Consider the following 15,926-nt stretch of genomic DNA (forward strand, 5'->3'; position numbering starts at 1 on the left):
CGCGCCGGGTCATCACAACACGCGTTCGATCGCCACGATCAGGGCCCTCAGCACCCCCTCGATGGGGCGCGAAAGTCGCCGGTCGCGCATCGTCATCACACACAGGTTGCGCTGGTTGAGCGTGGGTTCGTCGAAGCGCTTCGCCACCAGCGAAAGATCGTCCGCGAGGCCCGCAAGCGAGAGCCGGCTGCCGAGCGTAATCGCGCCCGCCAGCGCCGCGAACGCATGCAAGGCGCTCGAATTGTTGCTCGTGAGGATGGGCTCGAGCTTGATGCCGTGCCGAGCACAGCATTCGTCGAATAGCTGGCGCGCGGTGTTGCCGCGCTCGAGCAGCGCGACGGGATAGTCGCGCAGGTCCGCGAGCGTGAGCGAGGCGCGCTGCGCCAGCGGATGCTCCGGATCGAGCAGCGCGCAGACCGGCGCCTGTGCGCTGTACTGCACGTAGACCTTCGCGGGGTCGCCGCTCGAAAACGCCAGCCCCAGGTCCGCCTCGCCCGTGGCCACCCACTGCTCGACCTGCGAAGGCGTGCCCGAGCGCAGATTGAAATGCACGTGCGGCGCGGCGGCGTGATGCTGCGCGAGCACGTGGGGCAGGAACGAGCGCGTAAAGCCCTCCGTGCAGCCGATTCGGACGATGCCGTGCCCGAGCGCCTTGGCCTTGGCGATCTCGGCGAGCACCGCATCGCCCTCCAGCAGCGCGCGCCGCGCGTGCTCGGCCAGCCGCTCGCCCGATTCGGTCAGCACCATCCCACGCGGCATGCGCTCGAAGAGCGCCGTGCCCACGTCTTCCTCCAGCTTGCTGATCTGCCGGCTGATCGCCGAAACGGCGACGTGCAGGTTCTCCGAGGCCGCGGCCAGCGACCCGGTGCGCGCGACCTCGACGAAGTAGCGCAAGGCGATTCCATGGAGCATCGGCTCATCCGTTCAGTGTGCGTTCATTGCGTTGCCATTTCGGCAATGCTATCCGCAAATTTTGAAATTGTTGCGAATTTTTGACGTTCCTAGACTGCTTTCATTCCCCGCACCCAGGCATAAGAGGAGCCCTTTTGAACGAGACCCGACAAACCGCCATCGACCGCGCCGTGCACGTCTACGATTCCGGCGCGCTCTTCACCGACCTTCAGCGCCGCGTGGGCTTTCGCACCGAAAGCCAGAATCCGGAGCAGGCCCGCGCGCTCGTCGCCTATCTCGCCGACGAGGTGATGCCCTCCCTCATGCCGCTCGGCTTCACGTGCCGCGTGGTCGAGAATCCCGCGGGCGCGCGCGCGCCGTTTCTGATCGCCGAGCGCATCGAAGACCCTGCGCTTCCGGGCGTGCTGACCTACGGCCACGGCGACGTCGTGCGCGGCTACGACGAGCAGTGGCGCGAAGGTCTCGCGCCCTGGACCGTCACCGTGGAAGGCGACCGCTGGTATGGCCGCGGCACCGCCGACAACAAGGGCCAGCACTCCGTGAATTTCGCCGCGCTCGCCGCGGTGCTGGACGCACGCGGCGGCAAGCTCGGCTACAACGTGAAGCTGATCTTCGAAACCGGCGAGGAAATCGGCTCGCCGGGCCTCGACGCCGTGTGCGCCGCCCATCGCGACGCGCTCGCGGCGGACGTGTTCATCGCCTCCGACGGCCCCCGCGTGCTGGCCGAACGCCCCACGCTCTTCCTCGGCTCGCGCGGCGGCGTGACGTTCGAACTACTCGTCGATCTGCGCCGTGGCGCGCATCACTCGGGCAACTGGGGCGGCGCGCTGCGCAATCCAGCCGTCGTGCTGTCGCACGCGATCGCGACCCTCGTCGACCGGCGCGGCGCCATCGCCGTGGACGGTCTGCGTCCGCCGCCCGTGCCTGCGAGCGTGCGCGAGGCGCTTGCCGACATCGTGCTCGGCGGCGACGAAGACGCACCCGCGATCGATCCCGACTGGGGCGAGCCCGGCCTCACGCCCACCGAGCGCGTGATCGCCTGGAACACGCTCGAAGTGCTCGCGTTCAAGACCGGCAACCCCGATGCGCCGGTCAACGCGATCCCGCCCACGGCCAAGGCCACTTGCCAGCTTCGCTTCGTGGTGGGCACCGATGCCGCGCGCGTGGGCGAGCATCTCGAAGCGCACTTCGCGCGGCTTGGCTTTGACGACGTGCAGGTGCGGGTCACGCAGACGTCCGCCGCGACGCGGCTCGACCCCGACGACGCCTGGGTGCACTGGGCGCTCGATTCGCTGCGCGCGTCGACTGGAAAGAAGCCCGCGCTGTTGCCGAACCTCGGCGGCACGGTGCCGAACGATGTATTCGCGTACACGCTCGGGATGCCGACGCTCTGGGTCCCGCACTCGTATCCGGCCTGCGCGCAGCACGCGCCGAACGAACACCTGCTCGGCTCCGTCGCGCGCGAAGCGCTCGCCGTGATGGCCGGACTCTGGTGGGACCTCGGCGACGATGCCGCGCGTCTCGCCGCGACACGCGCCTCTGCGAAAGCGCAAGCGCACGCGACGCAACCCACCGACGCCCTCGCCTGACGACCCAGATAAAGGTGCCTGCCGCCATGTCCGCAAAACAACCCGTGAGCCTTGTCAGGCTCGTCATCGCCACCTCCGCCGGCAACGCGCTCGAATGGTTCGACATCGCCATTTACGGGTTCTTCGCGGTGTACATCGGCAAGCATTTCTTTCCGGCGGTCAACGAAACCGTTTCGATGCTGCTCACGTTCGGCACCTTTGGCGCGTCGTATCTCGTGCGGCCGCTCGGCGGCGCGGTGCTCGGCGCCTATGCCGACCGCAGCGGACGCAAGGCCGCACTCATGATCTCGGTCAGCCTCATGATGGTCGGCACGGCGATCATCGCGCTGATTCCCGACTACGCGACGATAGGTCTCGCCGCGCCGCTCGCGGTGTTCGCCGCACGGCTCATCCAGGGCTTTTCGGCGGGCGGCGAGTTCGGTGCGTCCACGGCCATGCTGATCGAGCATGCACCGCACCGGCGCGGCTTCCTCGCGAGCTGGCAGTTCGCCACGCAAGGCCTCGCCACGCTGCTCGCGGCCTCGTTCGGCTACGGTCTCGCCCGCCTCATGGCGCCCGCCGACCTCGCGGCCTGGGGCTGGCGCCTGCCGTTTTTCTTCGGATTACTGATTGGTCCGGTGGGCCTCTATCTGCGCCGCTTCATTGAAGACGCCGAGGACTTCAAGCGCACCGCGCGCACCGAAACGCCCGTGCGCGAAGTGCTGGGCCAGCAAAAGCGGCTCGTGCTCACGGCGATCGGCCTGATGACCGTCTCGACGGCGGTCAACTATCTGCTGCAATACATTCCTACGTTCGCGATCCGCCAGCTGCATCTGCCGGCGGCAACCGGCTTCGCGGCGACGATGGCGGGCGGCGTGATCCTCACCGTCGTCACGCCGTTCGCGGGGCATCTGTCCGACCGCATCGGGCGGCGCACGCAGATGACCTGTGTGGCGCTGCTCTTTCTCGCGAGCGCCTACCCCGGCTTCGCCTGGGCGACCAGCCATGCGAGTGCGCTGCCGCTCTTCGTGCTGATTGCGTGGCTCGCGCTCCTGAAGTCGATCTATTTCGGCGCCCTGCCCGCGCTCATGGCCGAGATCTTCCCGGCCGCGACGCGCGCCACCGGTATGTCGATCGGCTACAACATCGGCGTGACCGTGTTCGGCGGCTTCACCCCGGCCATCGTCACGTGGATGCTGAGCGCCACCGGCGAGAAGAGCGCGCCGAGCTACTGGCTGATTGCGACCGCCATGATCAGTTTGTCCGCGCTGGCGTATGTGAGCCGCGCGCGCGTCGCGGCCACGGTTGCTCAGCGGGCGACGGCGTAGCCTGAACGCAGGCAGTGTGTCGCCAAGGGAGCGGCAACCCGGACGATGGCAACGGGCTCGGGCCGAACCGAATGCGTCGGCCCCAAGCCGCGGAACGCGCTACGCGGCTTCGAGCTGCGCGGCAAGCCGCGTCAGCATCGCATCGCAGCGGCCGAGTTGATCGACGCTCACGAACTCGTCTGGCTTGTGACCTTGCTCCATGCTGCCGGGCCCGCACACGACCGTGGGAATTCCCGCGCGCGTGAACAATCCGCCCTCGGTGCCGAACGCAACCGTACCGAAGTCGCTCAGCTCGCTGATGACGGCGAGGAGCTGCGCCGCTTCGCTATCAGGCGGCGTCGCAAGCCCTGGATAAGCGTTCAAGGGCTCGAATTCGATGGCAGTATCGGCTTGCACCTTGCGCATTTTCGGCAGCAGTTCCGCCTGCGCATACGACTCGATCCGGTCTGCCACCGATTGCGCCTCGAAGCCCGGTATCGAGCGCACTTCGAAGTCGAACTCACACTCCGCGGGCACGATGTTCAACGCACGCCCGCCCGAGATGACGCCCGTTTGCACCGTCGAGTACGGCGGATCGAAGCGTTCGTCGTGATGTTCGGGCTGGACGAGTTCCTCGCCGATGCTTTCCAGCCTGCTAATGAGCCGCGCCGCGTATTGAATGGCGTTCACGCCATACGGCGCGTACGCCGAGTGACACGCCGCGCCCTTCACCCGGCAGCGCATGGCGAGCTTGCCCTTGTGGCCGAGCACGGGCCTCATTTCCGTCGGCTCGCCGATAATGCACAGACGCGGCTTGTGTGCGCGCTTTTGTAGTTCTGCGAGCATCGGGCGCACACCGAGGCAGCCCACTTCTTCGTCGTATGAAAACGCAATATGGAGCGGCACGTCCAGCTTGCGCTCGACGAACCTGGGCGCCGCCGCGAGCACGCACGCGAGAAAACCCTTCATGTCCGCCGTGCCGCGCCCGTAGAGCCGTCCATTTTCTTCCGTGAGCCGAAACGGGTCGACAGTCCACGCCTGCCCCGCGACAGGCACGACGTCCGTATGTCCCGACAACACAACGCCGCCCTTATCGCGCGGTCCGATAGTCGCAAAGAGACTGGCTTTCGTGCGCTCGGCGTTGTGAAACAGCTCACTTTCGACACCAAGATCGGCGAGATAACGCTGCACGAATGCAATGAGTTCGAGATTCGACTCACGGCTGATGGTCTCAAAGCCGATCAGCCGTTCGAGCAGCGCGCGGCTGGAACGCTCACTCATCGCCTGGCACTCCATAGCTTGGCGCCGCGGTCGGATCCAGCGCGCGCGTGACGTAATCCTGCATCTGCGGAAGATACGCTCGCCATAGCTGCGCGAGTTGTCCGATGGGTTCGGCGTCGGCCCAATCGACTCGCAAATCCACGATCGGCCAGACCTGCCGGTCGACGACCCTCAGCGCGGCCGAATGGACCGGGCCCGCTTCCCCGCCTGCCCCGACCGCGGCGTGCATCGCGGCCAGCAAACGCTCGGCCAGCAATCCTTGCGCCCGCTCGAACGCGTGCACCATCGCATCGACGACGTTCGTCGCGGCGAGCATGTTGCCGGCCGCGACGCATTGATCGCCGGCCACCGCATGATGCAACCCGAGCGCGTTGTCGCCTGTGAAGAACGCGGTGCGGCCCTGAGCGTCGATCACCGTGACCTGCCGATACGCATCGAACGCGTCGGTATCGCGGGCCTCTTTCAACGCGACATGCGGCGCAAGCGCCTGCCGTTGCATGAGATCGAGGATTCGCGGGCCCAGCGCGGGCAGCGTGACATTCTGCGTCGCAACCGCGCCGACGCCTGCCCGCACCCAGGGGCAACGCGCGCCCACCGCAATACTCGACGAACTGATGGCAATACCCAGTTGTCCGGTCTCCCGGCAACGTCCGACGATTGAGAATGTCATGCGCCGCTCCTTATGCCTCGCGAGGCGTCCAGTTCTCGGGAATCACCGCGATGACGTCGATTTCCATCAGCCATTGCGGTTGGCCGAGCGCGCTCACGCACAACCCGGTCGAGATCGGATACACGCCTTTGAGCCACTTGCCGACTTCCTGATAGACCGGCTCGCGATAACGTGGATCGATGAGGTACGTCGTCGTCTTGACGATGTGCGACAGGTCGCTGCCCGCTTCTTCGAGCAACTGTTTGACGTTCTTCATCGCCTGTTCCGCTTGCGCGCGCGGATCGCCGAGACCGATCAGCTTGCCGTCGAAGTCGGTGCCGACCTGACCGCGCACGTAGACCGTGTTGCCGGCGCGGACGGCCTGACACAGGTCGTTGTCGAGCGTCTGGTTCGGATAGGTATCCTTCGTGTTAAACATGCGGATGCGGGTATGGGTAGGCATCAATTCACTCCGATTTCGTTGAGGGTGCTTGCGTGCGATTCGTCGCGCGCCGTATTCGTGGCTGCTGCCGGGCGTTCGCGTTGGGCCGCGTCGCGATAGTCGAGGTACTTGCGCTGCGTGCCGATGTGATCGGCGATGTGCTTCGCGTCGTGCCACACGCCCCAGATGAACGACGACCCTCGCCGCGACAGCCACGGCAGACCGAGGAAATAAACGCCCGGTTCCTTCGAGACGCCGCGCTGATGCTTCGGCTTGCCTTGCTCGTCGAAGGCGTCGACGCGCAGCCAGCTGTAATCGACGGCAAATCCGGTCGCCCAGATGATCGTCGTCACGCCGGCCTGCGCGAGATCCAGTTCACGCAGCGGATGCGTCACGCACTCGGGATTGGCCGGAATGAAGCGTGCTTCGGGATCTTTCGGCAGGTCGATGCCGTTGCGCTCGACCCAGGCATCGGCGGCGTCGAGCAGCGACATCAGGTTGTCGTCGCCGCGCTTGAGATTGACCGCCAGATCTTGCTCGAACGCGACGATACCGTTGTCGAACGATTTCGTGACGCCGACAAGCGTCATGCCTTCATGCGCAAGCCGGCGAAAATCGATGGTCTGGCCGCCATACGCGCCGCTCACGGCGATCGTCACGTGCTCGCGTCCGGGGCCCGCCACCTCCTTGTCCCATTCGCCGAGCACGCCGAGCCACCAGCAGAAGTCGCGGTTGCGGTAAGCGCGCGGCGGCCGATCGTGCGGTCCGACCGATAGATACACCGTGCGGCCCGCACGGCGCAGCTCGTCGGCGATCTGCGTGCCCGACGAACCCGCGCCGACGACCAGCACCGCGCCGTCTGGCAATTGGGCCGGATTGCGATAGTCGGCCGAGTGCATCTGGGTGAGACGCGGGTCCTTTGGCGCGATGCCAGGAATCACTGGACGCTGAAACGGCCCCGTCGCCACGACAACGCGATTCGCCTCGAACGTGCCGTTGCTCGTCTGAACGGTGAAACCCGGGCGCCCTCGAAGGCGTTCGACATGCGTCACTTCCACGCCCGTGCGGATAGGCGCGTTGAACTTCTTTGCATACGCGACGAAATAGTCGGCGACCTGTTCCTTGCCCGCGAACGCATCGGGATCCAGTCCTTCGAATTCCATGCCGGGAAAGCGGTCGTGCCAGGCAGGACCGTTGGCGACCAGCGAATCCCAGCGGCCCGTGCGCCAGCGCTCGGCGACGCGATCGCGTTCGAGCACGAGATGCGGCACGCCCGACTTGCTGAGATGCTCGCTCATTGCCACGCCCGCCTGACCGGCGCCGATAACCAGTGTGTCGATGGATACTTTTTCAGCCTTCATGGCTGTTCTCCTTCAAATTACGAATAACGTCCTGCTCGTCGAAACAAACTGTACGCGCGACGCAGGATAGGAAAAACTATTAAAATAAAATCCCTTGCATCGGATTTACCTATGCAACCAGGCGCCGACTATCGGCCGCCCAGGTTGCTCCTTCGAGAGAGATTCCTTGAGATGGACGGAGTATCGATTCGCTATTCATTGCGCCAGCTGCGCTATTTCATCGCGACGGCAGAAACCCTTTCGTTCACCGCTGCGGCGAAGCGGCTGCACATTTCGCAGCCTTCGATCTCGACCGCGCTGGCCGAGCTGGAGGCATCGTTCGGTGTGCAATTGTTCATCCGTCATCACGCAAGCGGACTTTCACTCACGCAACCGGGCCGCGATCTGCTCGTGCACGCGCGCAGCCTCCTGAAAAGCGCCGAAGAACTGCAACTCACGGCGCAAGAGCTGGATGGCGGCGTATCCGGCACCGTCTCGCTCGGCTGCCTCGCTTCGCTTGCGCCGCCGCTCATGCCGTCGCTCATCAGCGCGTTCCTGCGCGAACATTCGGCGATCACGTTCATCACCAGGGAAGCGCATCAGGACGGCCTGCTGAGCGGGCTCGGCGACGGCTCGCTGGATATTGCGCTTACCTATAGCCTCGACATCGCGGAAGGCATCGCCTTCCTACCCGTCGTCTCGCTGCCGCCTTACGTGATCCTCCCGAAAAATCACCGGCTCGCACGCGCAGCGAAGGTCTCGCTAAAGGATCTTCTGCCGGAGCCTTACGTGATGCTCGACCTTCCGCACAGCCGCGAATATTTCTCGACGCTTTTCGACGCGGCAGGCAGCCGGCCTGTCGCCGCGTTCCGCTCAGCGCAGCCCGAGGTCGTGCGCGGCATGGTGGCGAACGGCCTCGGCTACAGCATTCTCAACTTTCCGCTTCAGTCGTGCCGCACCGTGGATGGCGAGGAGTTTGTCGTCAAGCGCTTCAAGGAGGCGGTTCCCGCGACGACGCTCGGCATCGCGACGTCGAGCACCGTGCGGCAACGCGAAGTCGTGAAGCGCTTCGCCGCGTTCTGCGAAAGCTACATCCGGCGGTTGCGCTTCAAGCATTAACGAGGCGACGGCGACGATCCGGGCAATTCACTGCACCTGCGCGGACGGCTGATTGAGCCGGCGGCGGTACGCCGTGTCGCGCGTGGCGAGCCACAAGTAAAGCGGCGTCGTGACGACGATGCCCACGAGCCAGGACAGATCGGCGCCGTCCAGATGCGCCGAGAAGGAACCCACATACATCGGCGTGTTCATGAACGGAATCTGCACCAGAATCCCGACTGCATAGGCGATCAACGCTTGCGGATTGAAACGGCCGTAAATGCCGCCATCCACACGGAAGATCGACTGGACATCGTATTGGCCTTTGTGAATCACATAGAAGTCGATCAGATTGATCGCCGTCCACGGCACGAGCACCACGAGCAGCGCGAGCACGAGATCGACGAAATGCCCGACGAAGTCCTTCGACGCACCGACCGCCGCAAAGCAGCACGCGGTCAGGATAATGATCGAGAGCACGGCGCGCGACTTCGCGGTCGGAATCCAGCGATACGCGAATGTCTGTAGCGACGTGATGACCGAAAGCACGGCTCCGTACAGATTCAACGCGTTGTGGCTAATCACGCTCAGCAAAAACAGCACGAGCATGAACGGGCCGATAGCACCGGTCGATGCCTTGACGGCGTCCATCGTGTCGGCGCCAGCCGGAACCGCGAGTACGGCAACCGCGCCGAACACGAACGCAAGCGTCGAACCGAGCACGCAACCCAGGTACGTCGTCCAGAAGGTCGACGCGACGCCCACATTCTTCGGAAGGTAGCGCGAATAGTCCGAGACGTAGGGCGCGAACGCGATCTGCCACAGCGCGGAGAGCGACACCGTCGCGAGCCAGCCGGCGACGTTGAAGCCACCGCGCGTGAGGAAGTCCGTCGATTGCACGTGCGTGACGATATAACCGAAGCCCACAGCGATCCCAATCCCGAGCACCCATGTGCCAATGCGGTTCAGCAAGTGTATGAAGCGATATCCGATGATGCCGATCAGCCCCGAACCCAACGCGCCGATCACGATGCCGACGGGCACCGGAATCGACGATTCGATGCCGTGCAGCGACTTGCCTGCGAGCACGATATTCGACGCGAAGAAACCGACGTACATGATGCCGGCGATGACCGTCACGAGCAGCGCACCCCACGAGCCAAACTGCGCGCGGCTCTGGATCATTTGCGGAATGCCCATTTGCGGGCCTTGCGCGGAATGCAGCGCCATGAGAATGCCGCCCAGCGCCTGACCGACGATGATCGCGACAATGCCCCACATGAGATTGAGGTGATAGATCTGCACGCCGAGCGCGCCGGTCACAATCGGCAGCGGCGCAATGTTGCCGCCGAACCAAAGCGTGAAGAGATCGCGGACTTTGCCGTGGCGCTCGTTCTCGGGCACGTAACCGATCGTGTGCTTCTCGACCAGGGGAACCGCGTTGCGGTTGTCTGCCATAACAGTCTCCATTTTCTCGCCGGCGTGTTTTTTGAAAACAACACGCGTGGCGAAGGTGTAAAGCAGGTGTAGGGCCAGGGCGAATCAACCGCCCCACTCGAAACATTGAGCGAATTAACTGACGCCAAATTTCGACTGCCAAGCATTGTTTCCCGATGTTTTGCATAGCGCAAAACTATGCAAAAGCGGGGAGGGAAAGGGAGATGTGTGCCGGTGTCAACGCACGCCCCGGGACGTCGGGTTCCTGGCATCGACGGTAGGTGACCGCGTAACAAGGCCGTCGATTGCGGTCCAGAGATTCATGCGCTTCGTGCAATAACGCGATGAAAACAATGCAATAGACATCCTGTTATGGCGCCCCTCTAATTAGCACGGTCATTCTTTATTTGATGACATTCACATAATTAGAGGAGACATACATGCGCTCTCGCATGCATGGAGTGTGTGGCATCGCGCTGGCGCTTGCCGCCGGCAGCGCGGCGGCGACCGATTCGAGCATCACGTTGTACGGCGCCGCCGATACCTTTCTGCAGTATCTCGGCAACGGGGGCACCCATACGTTTGCCATGAAGAGCGGCGGCTCCACAGGGTCGCTCTTCGGCCTCAAGGGCGTGGAGGACCTGGGCGGCGGGCTCACGGCGCAGTTCACCGTCGAATCGGGCTTCAACCTCAACAATGGCGGGCTTTTCGCCGACACCAGCGCGCTCTTCTATCGCCAGTCGTGGGTGGGTCTCAAGGACGAGCGCTACGGCACGCTCACGTTCGGGCGGCAGTACAACGCAAGTTTCCGCGTGGTCTATCCGACCGATCCGTTCAAGCTCGATGAGGTGCTCTCACCGTTCGCCGCCTTTGTGCTCACGGCAGACCGCAACACGCTCTCGACGCAGTACGACGGCGGCCGCCTGAGCAACTCGGTCCTGTATCAAACGCCCCGGCTCTACGGCGTGCAGGGCTATGCGATGTACGCCCTCTCCGCCACGGTCACGCAGCCCGTTCCGGCAACCACGGGCAACGCGCTGAACCTCGGCGTCAACTACACGGGCGCAGGCCTCTACGTCGGGCTGGCATACATGTACCAGCATCCCGGCACGGAGACGATTGCGCGGTTGCCAGGGCCGCTCGTGCTGCTCGGCACGGAGCATTTCATTGCCGCACTGGCTTACCGTATCGGACCCGTCAATCTTCAGGCAAACTATTCGTATCAGCGCGCGAATGATCCCGCGCCGCGCACGCTCGCTGCCGTGATCGGCACCGCGCATTCGCTGAGCATCGCTGAGGTGGGCGCGACGATCCAGGCCACGGCCGTCGACGAAATCCAGCTCGCCGCGCTCTATCGCAATGTGCGCGGCGCGCACGACAACACGCCAGGCTTCCAGATCGGCGCCGATCACTGGATCTCCAAGCGCACGAGCTTTTACGTGCGCGCGGGTTACTTCAAGAACAACGGCACCGCGACCACGAGCTGGTCTGGCGTGAGCGTGACCGAACCGGGCACCAAGCAGTACTCGGCAGCACTCGGCATGACGCATCGCTTCTGACTCTCGAGCGCGCGCCATCTGAGCCAATATACGACGCGGGAAGTGCGGCCCTCGCGGGCCCCGCTTCCCGTGTTTTTTCTCAGTCGGCCAGGCGCTGGATGTGCGGGTAGGCGAACGTGCGCGCGAGATGCGTTTCGCGCGGCACGTACAAGCGCAATGCCAGGTAGAAGCGCTCGGCCGGCGCGGGCAACCAGTTTCGCTGCAAAGTCGGATCGGCAGGCATGCGCGCTGAAATAGCGATGCGCAGGCCGCCATCCACGTCGTATTCCAGGCCGTGCGTACGGTCGCCGAGCGAATAGCGCCCGATGGCGTTTTCGGCCAGCATAAACGTCGCTTTCTCATAGGCGGTCAGCGACCAGAACGCATCGACAGCGGGCAGGTTGCCCGGTGCGAAGTGCAGGACATAGGAAGCATTGCCTTCGAGCGCGGCGCCTTGTGCATCGGCGTCGGCGGTGATGTACATCGCTTCGTCCACGCCGAGCGCGCCGATATAACAGAGCGCCACCTGGGCACGCTCGCGGTAATCTTCGCCGAAGGTTGCGTGCACATCGACCGGCAACGCCCATCCGCCACCCAGCGCGAGCGGCGGTTCGCCCGCCAGGTCTTCCATGACATGCTTGAGCGCGCGTTCGAGCAGATCGCGCTGGTGGGCATCGAGCGCGTGGTCTTTCCATTGCCCGCCGATGCCGCGCCCCGCGAATCGCGCGACGTGCGGTTGCGCCTCACGCGGCGGCGGATCATCGGCCAGCAGGCCATTGACGACCTGTGCAAACCGCTGGGCATTGCCGAGCTTTTCGGTGGGCTGAATGCCGGCGTCGATTAGCTTTGGCACCTGCGCCGCGCTGCCAGGCGCCGGCGCAAGCTCGAGTTGATCCTGCAGATGCACGCCCGCCGCGAGATCGGCTTCGCCGTCCACGAGAATGCGGCCGATCAACCACACGGACTGGGTGGGACAGGCGATGGCGCGCATGCCCGTGGGCACTTCTCCGCTCCATTCCGGACCGTGCAGGAAGAACGCGCCGGCTTCGTTGCCGGTGGTGCGTGTGCCGATATAACCGAACGGGTTCGTGTAGAGATCGAGCAGCCCGAGCACGTAGTAGCGTGCATCCATGGCCGGCACGCGGATCACGAGCGGGCCATCGCTCAGGTCGAGCCATGCACTCGAATAAAGCGTGTCGTTATTGGGCGTGACGACGCGGCGGTGGTGCGGGCCGAGCAGCATGCGCGTGTGGAACCATTCGTTGGCCCAACGATTGAGCGACTCGGGAGATGTGCCGGCATAGCGCCCTGCGCGATCGACGCGCGGGCACGTAGACGAACGCATACGCGCCATTTCGTAAAGCGGCAGTGCGAACTGCACGGCCTCGACGGCCAGGTCGAAGCGCGCCATATCCGCGGAAAAGGCCGCGGTTTCTGTTGAATCGAGAGACGATGACATGATATATCGTTATGCTAATGAACCGGGTTGAAAAGCGCGCGGACACGGCGCCATTCATGCCTCGACGGCGCGTACCGGCGGAATGGCGTAATGCCCTTCGAGGAACACCGCCTTCGGATGGTAGAAACGCAGGATCAGATAGAAGCCTCCCGGCGGCGCGGGAAGCCAGTTCGACGGCGGGTCCGGCGCCTCGTGCTGAATCTGGATGCGCAGGCCGCCGTCGGCGTCGTATTGCAGGCCGGGCGTGCGATCGCCAATGGCGTAGCGGCGAATCGGGTTGTCGGCGAAGTAGCGATCCGCGCCATAGAGCGAGAGCGACCAGAGCGCGTCGACGGGCGGCAGTTCACCCGGCGGGAAATAGAGTTCGTAGCGGTGGCGGCCGTCGAGGTGCTCGCCCGCTTCGTCGAAATCGGCGGTGGCATAGACGGCCTCGTCGGCTGCGAGCGCGCCCAGCCCTTTCATGGCGATGCAGGCGCGCAGCACATGCCCATGGCCGTAGCGGCCAAGTCCGAGGCTGTGGGTCCAGCTTAGCCGCGTGCGGCTTTCCGTGAAGGCGACGATGAGACGCTGCGCGTCGGCGTAGGCGAGCCGCAGACCCTGCTGCACCGGCTCGGGCAACGCCAGCATGCCGCGCATGCTGGCAGCGCGGATGCCGACGCGTTCCAGCGCGTTCACCATCGCGGCTTCGTCTTCGCGCGGCGGCAGGTCCGCAAACGATTGAAAAACATTTTCGAAGAAGTCGAGCGCGCTGTCACCGCTTTCGTGCCAGTGCCGCACGCAAACGGGGCCCTCGCCCTGCACGCCGTCGAGCCGGAAAGCACGGGCCGTTTGCTGCGCGCGGGCAAGATCGTCGTCGCCTTGAACGAGCACTCGGCCCAGCATCCAGACGAGGTTCGTGGGGCACGCTACCGGCGCGCCATCGCCGGTTGGGCGCTGCCCGGGCGTATGCAGGACGAAACGCCCGCCGCGCGTGCCCGCGTTGCGCGGACTGAGGTTCGTGAAGTTGTTCGTGAAAGCGTCGAGCAGTTCGATGACGTAATAGCCGTCTTCGTCCACAGCCGGAATGTCGAGCACCACCGGCCCTTTGGAAAGATCGATCCACGCATTCAGATAGAGAAAGTCATTGGCCGGTGTGACGATGTCACGGTCTTCGTGCGTCCAGCGGCGCATGCTCGCATGGATCGTATTGAAGGGCCGTCGCAACGGGCTCGTGGAATGCGGCAACGTGTGCAGCGCGCAGGTGCGCACGACTTCGACGACGGGGTAACGCGCGATGGCGAGCGGCCCAGCGAACATTCGAACGAGCGTGACGACGGGGTCTTCGTGTCGCGTTTGCGATTGGGTTCCCGCGATACTCATTGATTGGTTGTACATAGCAAAGCAATGTTCTTTGTAATGGTTCAGGCAGACTGGAAAACGGTGCTAGTCGATTTACGCGGCGCGCTCGAATGTGATGACAGCGTCGGCGGCAACGAGGCCTTCCGGCGTCACGTCGTCAGCATTCCTGCCTGTCTGCGGAAAGCAGCTGCCAGGATCATTGCTCGCCGGAAGCGAACGGAGCGGACAGGCGGGCGCCCTGCACCGCGAACCCACGGGAGGCGAAGCGGCGGCGATCGGCGGCGGGATCGATCAGGGCGGCCGCGATCACGCCCGCCACGACCGAGAACACGCCGGCCAGCATCATGCCCGTGCGATAACCGTCGGCCTGGACCGCGGCGTGGTCGATCACCTGCCCCATCACAGCCGGTGTGACGAGTCCTGCGAGCGTCGTGATGCATATGTTGATGCCGAGCACGCCGCCGCGCTGCGCGGGCGGCACGATCTCGCCGGCCAGCGTCACACCGGTCACGAACGTGAACGAAGCGAGCGAAAACGCAATCGTCACCGCGGCGACGAGGAGCAACCCTGCCGGAAGCAAGGGCACGACAATCAGCGCCGCACCGGACACGACCACGGCTGCCGTACCGAGCGTGCCGCGCGCATGACGGCTCGATACGCCACGCGCCATCAGCCGCTGCGACCACCAGCTCAGCAGCGGCGCAGCCACCATCTGCCCGAACGCGGGCAGCACGACGATCCAGCCGACTTCGGTGAGCGAATAGCNGGCCACACGCACGAGATAGCTTGGCAGCCAGATCGTCGCCAGCGTGAGGATCATATAAGCCGCGAAGCCACTGAGATCGCTGCCGATACAGGTGCGAGCGAGGAGCAGCGCGGCAAGCGGAATGCGTCGCGGCAACGCTGGCTCAGAAGGATGTGCGCGCAACGAGTCGGCATCGATTGCGCCATGCCCGGCGCGCCCCGTATGAGCATCGAGCGAACCCTCTTTGCCGATCCACAGCCAGATTACGCTCCAGACGACGCCGACCACGGCCAGCATGGCGAACGCCGCATGCCAGCCGAAATGGACGATCACGGCAGTGATGACCGGCGCGATCAGGCCCGCGCCGAACGACGCGCCGATGGTGAGAACCGCGGAGGGCACCGTGCGCTCGTGGTCGGGGAACCACTTGTAGAGCGCGTGCACGGCCACGGGGTAAGCCGGGCCTTCGCTCGCGCCAAGCACAACGCGAGAGATAATCAGCGTGACGGGGGTTGCGAACACAAGCAGCGGCACCTGCGCGACCGACCACGTGAGCGCCATCGCCAGCAGCAGCCAGCGCGCCTTTACCCGGTTCGCGAGCAGCCCGACGAGCAAGGCGGAAATCGAGAACAAAGTGAAGAAGCTGGCGGCAATGCGCCCGAACTGGGTATGCGTGAGCCCAAGCTCGCGCATGATTGGCTCGGCGGCCAGGCCGATCAGGGCCTTATCGGCGAAATTGATGGCGAGGAAGAAAAACAGGCCGGCGACGATTACCCATCGCTGGCGCTTGCTGCGTGTCTCTGGCGTCATTG

General features: G+C 64.6%; 13 protein-coding genes. 4 read left to right on the forward strand and 9 right to left on the reverse strand.

Annotated elements, in window-relative coordinates; all coding sequences use genetic code 11:
• Nucleotides 1-12: 12 nt before the first annotated feature.
• Nucleotides 13-912 carry a LysR family transcriptional regulator gene (locus A3CW_RS45235; protein WP_035512356.1) on the reverse strand — a complete coding sequence of 300 codons (900 nt, stop codon included), beginning with the start codon at nucleotides 910-912 and terminating at the stop codon, nucleotides 13-15.
• Nucleotides 913-1,046: 134 nt separating this feature from the next.
• Between A3CW_RS45235 and A3CW_RS45240 the strand changes: the two genes are divergently transcribed.
• Both A3CW_RS45240 and A3CW_RS45245 read left to right on the forward strand, forming a co-directional pair.
• The gene (locus A3CW_RS45240; RefSeq protein ID WP_154677858.1) at nucleotides 1,047-2,501 is read left to right on the forward strand and encodes a M20 family metallopeptidase; all 1,455 of its coding nucleotides are present in this window, start codon (nucleotides 1,047-1,049) and stop codon (nucleotides 2,499-2,501) included.
• A 26-nt stretch (nucleotides 2,502-2,527) separates the two neighbouring features.
• On the forward strand, nucleotides 2,528-3,808 hold the full coding sequence (locus tag A3CW_RS45245; protein WP_035512358.1) for an MFS transporter: 1,281 nt from the start codon (nucleotides 2,528-2,530) through the stop codon (nucleotides 3,806-3,808).
• A 99-nt stretch (nucleotides 3,809-3,907) separates the two neighbouring features.
• Here A3CW_RS45245 and argE read toward each other — a convergent pair whose 3' ends face one another.
• Genes argE through A3CW_RS0104665 form a run of 4 tightly spaced genes read right to left on the reverse strand, consistent with a single transcriptional unit; the run spans nucleotide 3,908 to nucleotide 7,520 of the window.
• Entirely contained in the window at nucleotides 3,908-5,068 is a 1,161-nt protein-coding gene (gene argE, locus A3CW_RS0104650; RefSeq protein WP_028202522.1) for an acetylornithine deacetylase, read from the reverse strand.
• Complete coding sequence (locus A3CW_RS0104655) at nucleotides 5,061-5,738, reverse strand: DUF1028 domain-containing protein (protein WP_028202523.1); 678 nt, start codon at nucleotides 5,736-5,738, stop codon at nucleotides 5,061-5,063. Before A3CW_RS0104655 ends, argE begins: the two co-directional genes overlap by 8 nt.
• Nucleotides 5,739-5,748: 10 nt before the next feature.
• Nucleotides 5,749-6,180, reverse strand: coding sequence for a RidA family protein (locus A3CW_RS0104660; protein WP_028202524.1), 432 nt, complete (start codon nucleotides 6,178-6,180; stop codon nucleotides 5,749-5,751).
• On the reverse strand, nucleotides 6,180-7,520 hold the full coding sequence (locus tag A3CW_RS0104665) for a flavin-containing monooxygenase (RefSeq protein WP_028202525.1): 1,341 nt from the start codon (nucleotides 7,518-7,520) through the stop codon (nucleotides 6,180-6,182). Before A3CW_RS0104665 ends, A3CW_RS0104660 begins: the two co-directional genes overlap by 1 nt.
• Nucleotides 7,521-7,691: 171 nt before the next feature.
• On the opposite strand from A3CW_RS0104665, the gene A3CW_RS0104670 reads away from it, so the two are divergent.
• A complete protein-coding gene (locus A3CW_RS0104670) occupies nucleotides 7,692-8,618 on the forward strand; it encodes a LysR family transcriptional regulator (protein ID WP_028202526.1) in 927 nt (308 codons plus the stop codon).
• 27 nt (nucleotides 8,619-8,645) lie between these two features.
• Here A3CW_RS0104670 and A3CW_RS0104675 read toward each other — a convergent pair whose 3' ends face one another.
• Nucleotides 8,646-10,055 (reverse strand): purine-cytosine permease family protein, encoded by a 1,410-nt coding sequence (locus A3CW_RS0104675; RefSeq protein WP_035512359.1) that lies wholly within the window; start codon nucleotides 10,053-10,055, stop codon nucleotides 8,646-8,648.
• Between the two features lie 419 nt (nucleotides 10,056-10,474).
• On the opposite strand from A3CW_RS0104675, the gene A3CW_RS0104680 reads away from it, so the two are divergent.
• Nucleotides 10,475-11,593, forward strand: coding sequence for a porin (locus A3CW_RS0104680; protein ID WP_028202528.1), 1,119 nt, complete (start codon nucleotides 10,475-10,477; stop codon nucleotides 11,591-11,593).
• Between the two features lie 79 nt (nucleotides 11,594-11,672).
• Here the strand turns inward: A3CW_RS0104680 and A3CW_RS0104685 are convergent, their stop codons facing one another.
• From A3CW_RS0104685 to A3CW_RS45255, 3 genes are all read right to left on the reverse strand, one after another.
• Nucleotides 11,673-13,031: a DUF1254 domain-containing protein gene (locus A3CW_RS0104685; RefSeq protein ID WP_081771524.1), complete on the reverse strand. Its 1,359-nt coding sequence runs from the start codon at nucleotides 13,029-13,031 to the stop codon at nucleotides 11,673-11,675.
• A 54-nt stretch (nucleotides 13,032-13,085) separates the two neighbouring features.
• Entirely contained in the window at nucleotides 13,086-14,327 is a 1,242-nt protein-coding gene (locus tag A3CW_RS45250) for a DUF1254 domain-containing protein (RefSeq protein WP_154677859.1), read from the reverse strand.
• Between the two features lie 238 nt (nucleotides 14,328-14,565).
• Nucleotides 14,566-15,924, reverse strand: coding sequence for an MFS transporter (locus A3CW_RS45255; RefSeq protein ID WP_051481233.1), 1,359 nt, complete (start codon nucleotides 15,922-15,924; stop codon nucleotides 14,566-14,568).
• Between the last annotated feature and the right edge of the window lie 2 nt (nucleotides 15,925-15,926).

Origin of the sequence: Paraburkholderia nodosa DSM 21604, assembly GCF_000519185.1 — a bacterium.
GTDB lineage: Bacteria > Pseudomonadota > Gammaproteobacteria > Burkholderiales > Burkholderiaceae > Paraburkholderia > Paraburkholderia nodosa.

Excerpts from the sequence above, each read along its gene's own strand:
- A3CW_RS0104670 (WP_028202526.1), top strand. The coding sequence starts at position 7,692 with ATGGACGGAGTATCGATTCGCTATTCATTGCGCCAGCTGCGCTATTTC.
- A3CW_RS0104680 (WP_028202528.1), top strand. The coding sequence starts at position 10,475 with ATGCGCTCTCGCATGCATGGAGTGTGTGGCATCGCGCTGGCGCTTGCC.
- A3CW_RS45250 (WP_154677859.1), bottom strand. The coding sequence starts at position 14,327 with ATGTTCGCTGGGCCGCTCGCCATCGCGCGTTACCCCGTCGTCGAAGTC.
- A3CW_RS0104660 (WP_028202524.1), bottom strand. The coding sequence starts at position 6,180 with ATGCCTACCCATACCCGCATCCGCATGTTTAACACGAAGGATACCTAT.
- A3CW_RS0104675 (WP_035512359.1), bottom strand. The coding sequence starts at position 10,055 with ATGGCAGACAACCGCAACGCGGTTCCCCTGGTCGAGAAGCACACGATC.
- A3CW_RS0104685 (WP_081771524.1), bottom strand. The coding sequence starts at position 13,031 with ATGTCATCGTCTCTCGATTCAACAGAAACCGCGGCCTTTTCCGCGGAT.
- A3CW_RS0104655 (WP_028202523.1), bottom strand. The coding sequence starts at position 5,738 with ATGACATTCTCAATCGTCGGACGTTGCCGGGAGACCGGACAACTGGGT.
- A3CW_RS45235 (WP_035512356.1), bottom strand. The coding sequence starts at position 912 with ATGCTCCATGGAATCGCCTTGCGCTACTTCGTCGAGGTCGCGCGCACC.
- A3CW_RS0104665 (WP_028202525.1), bottom strand. The coding sequence starts at position 7,520 with ATGAAGGCTGAAAAAGTATCCATCGACACACTGGTTATCGGCGCCGGT.
- argE (WP_028202522.1), bottom strand. The coding sequence starts at position 5,068 with ATGAGTGAGCGTTCCAGCCGCGCGCTGCTCGAACGGCTGATCGGCTTT.
- A3CW_RS45245 (WP_035512358.1), top strand. The coding sequence starts at position 2,528 with ATGTCCGCAAAACAACCCGTGAGCCTTGTCAGGCTCGTCATCGCCACC.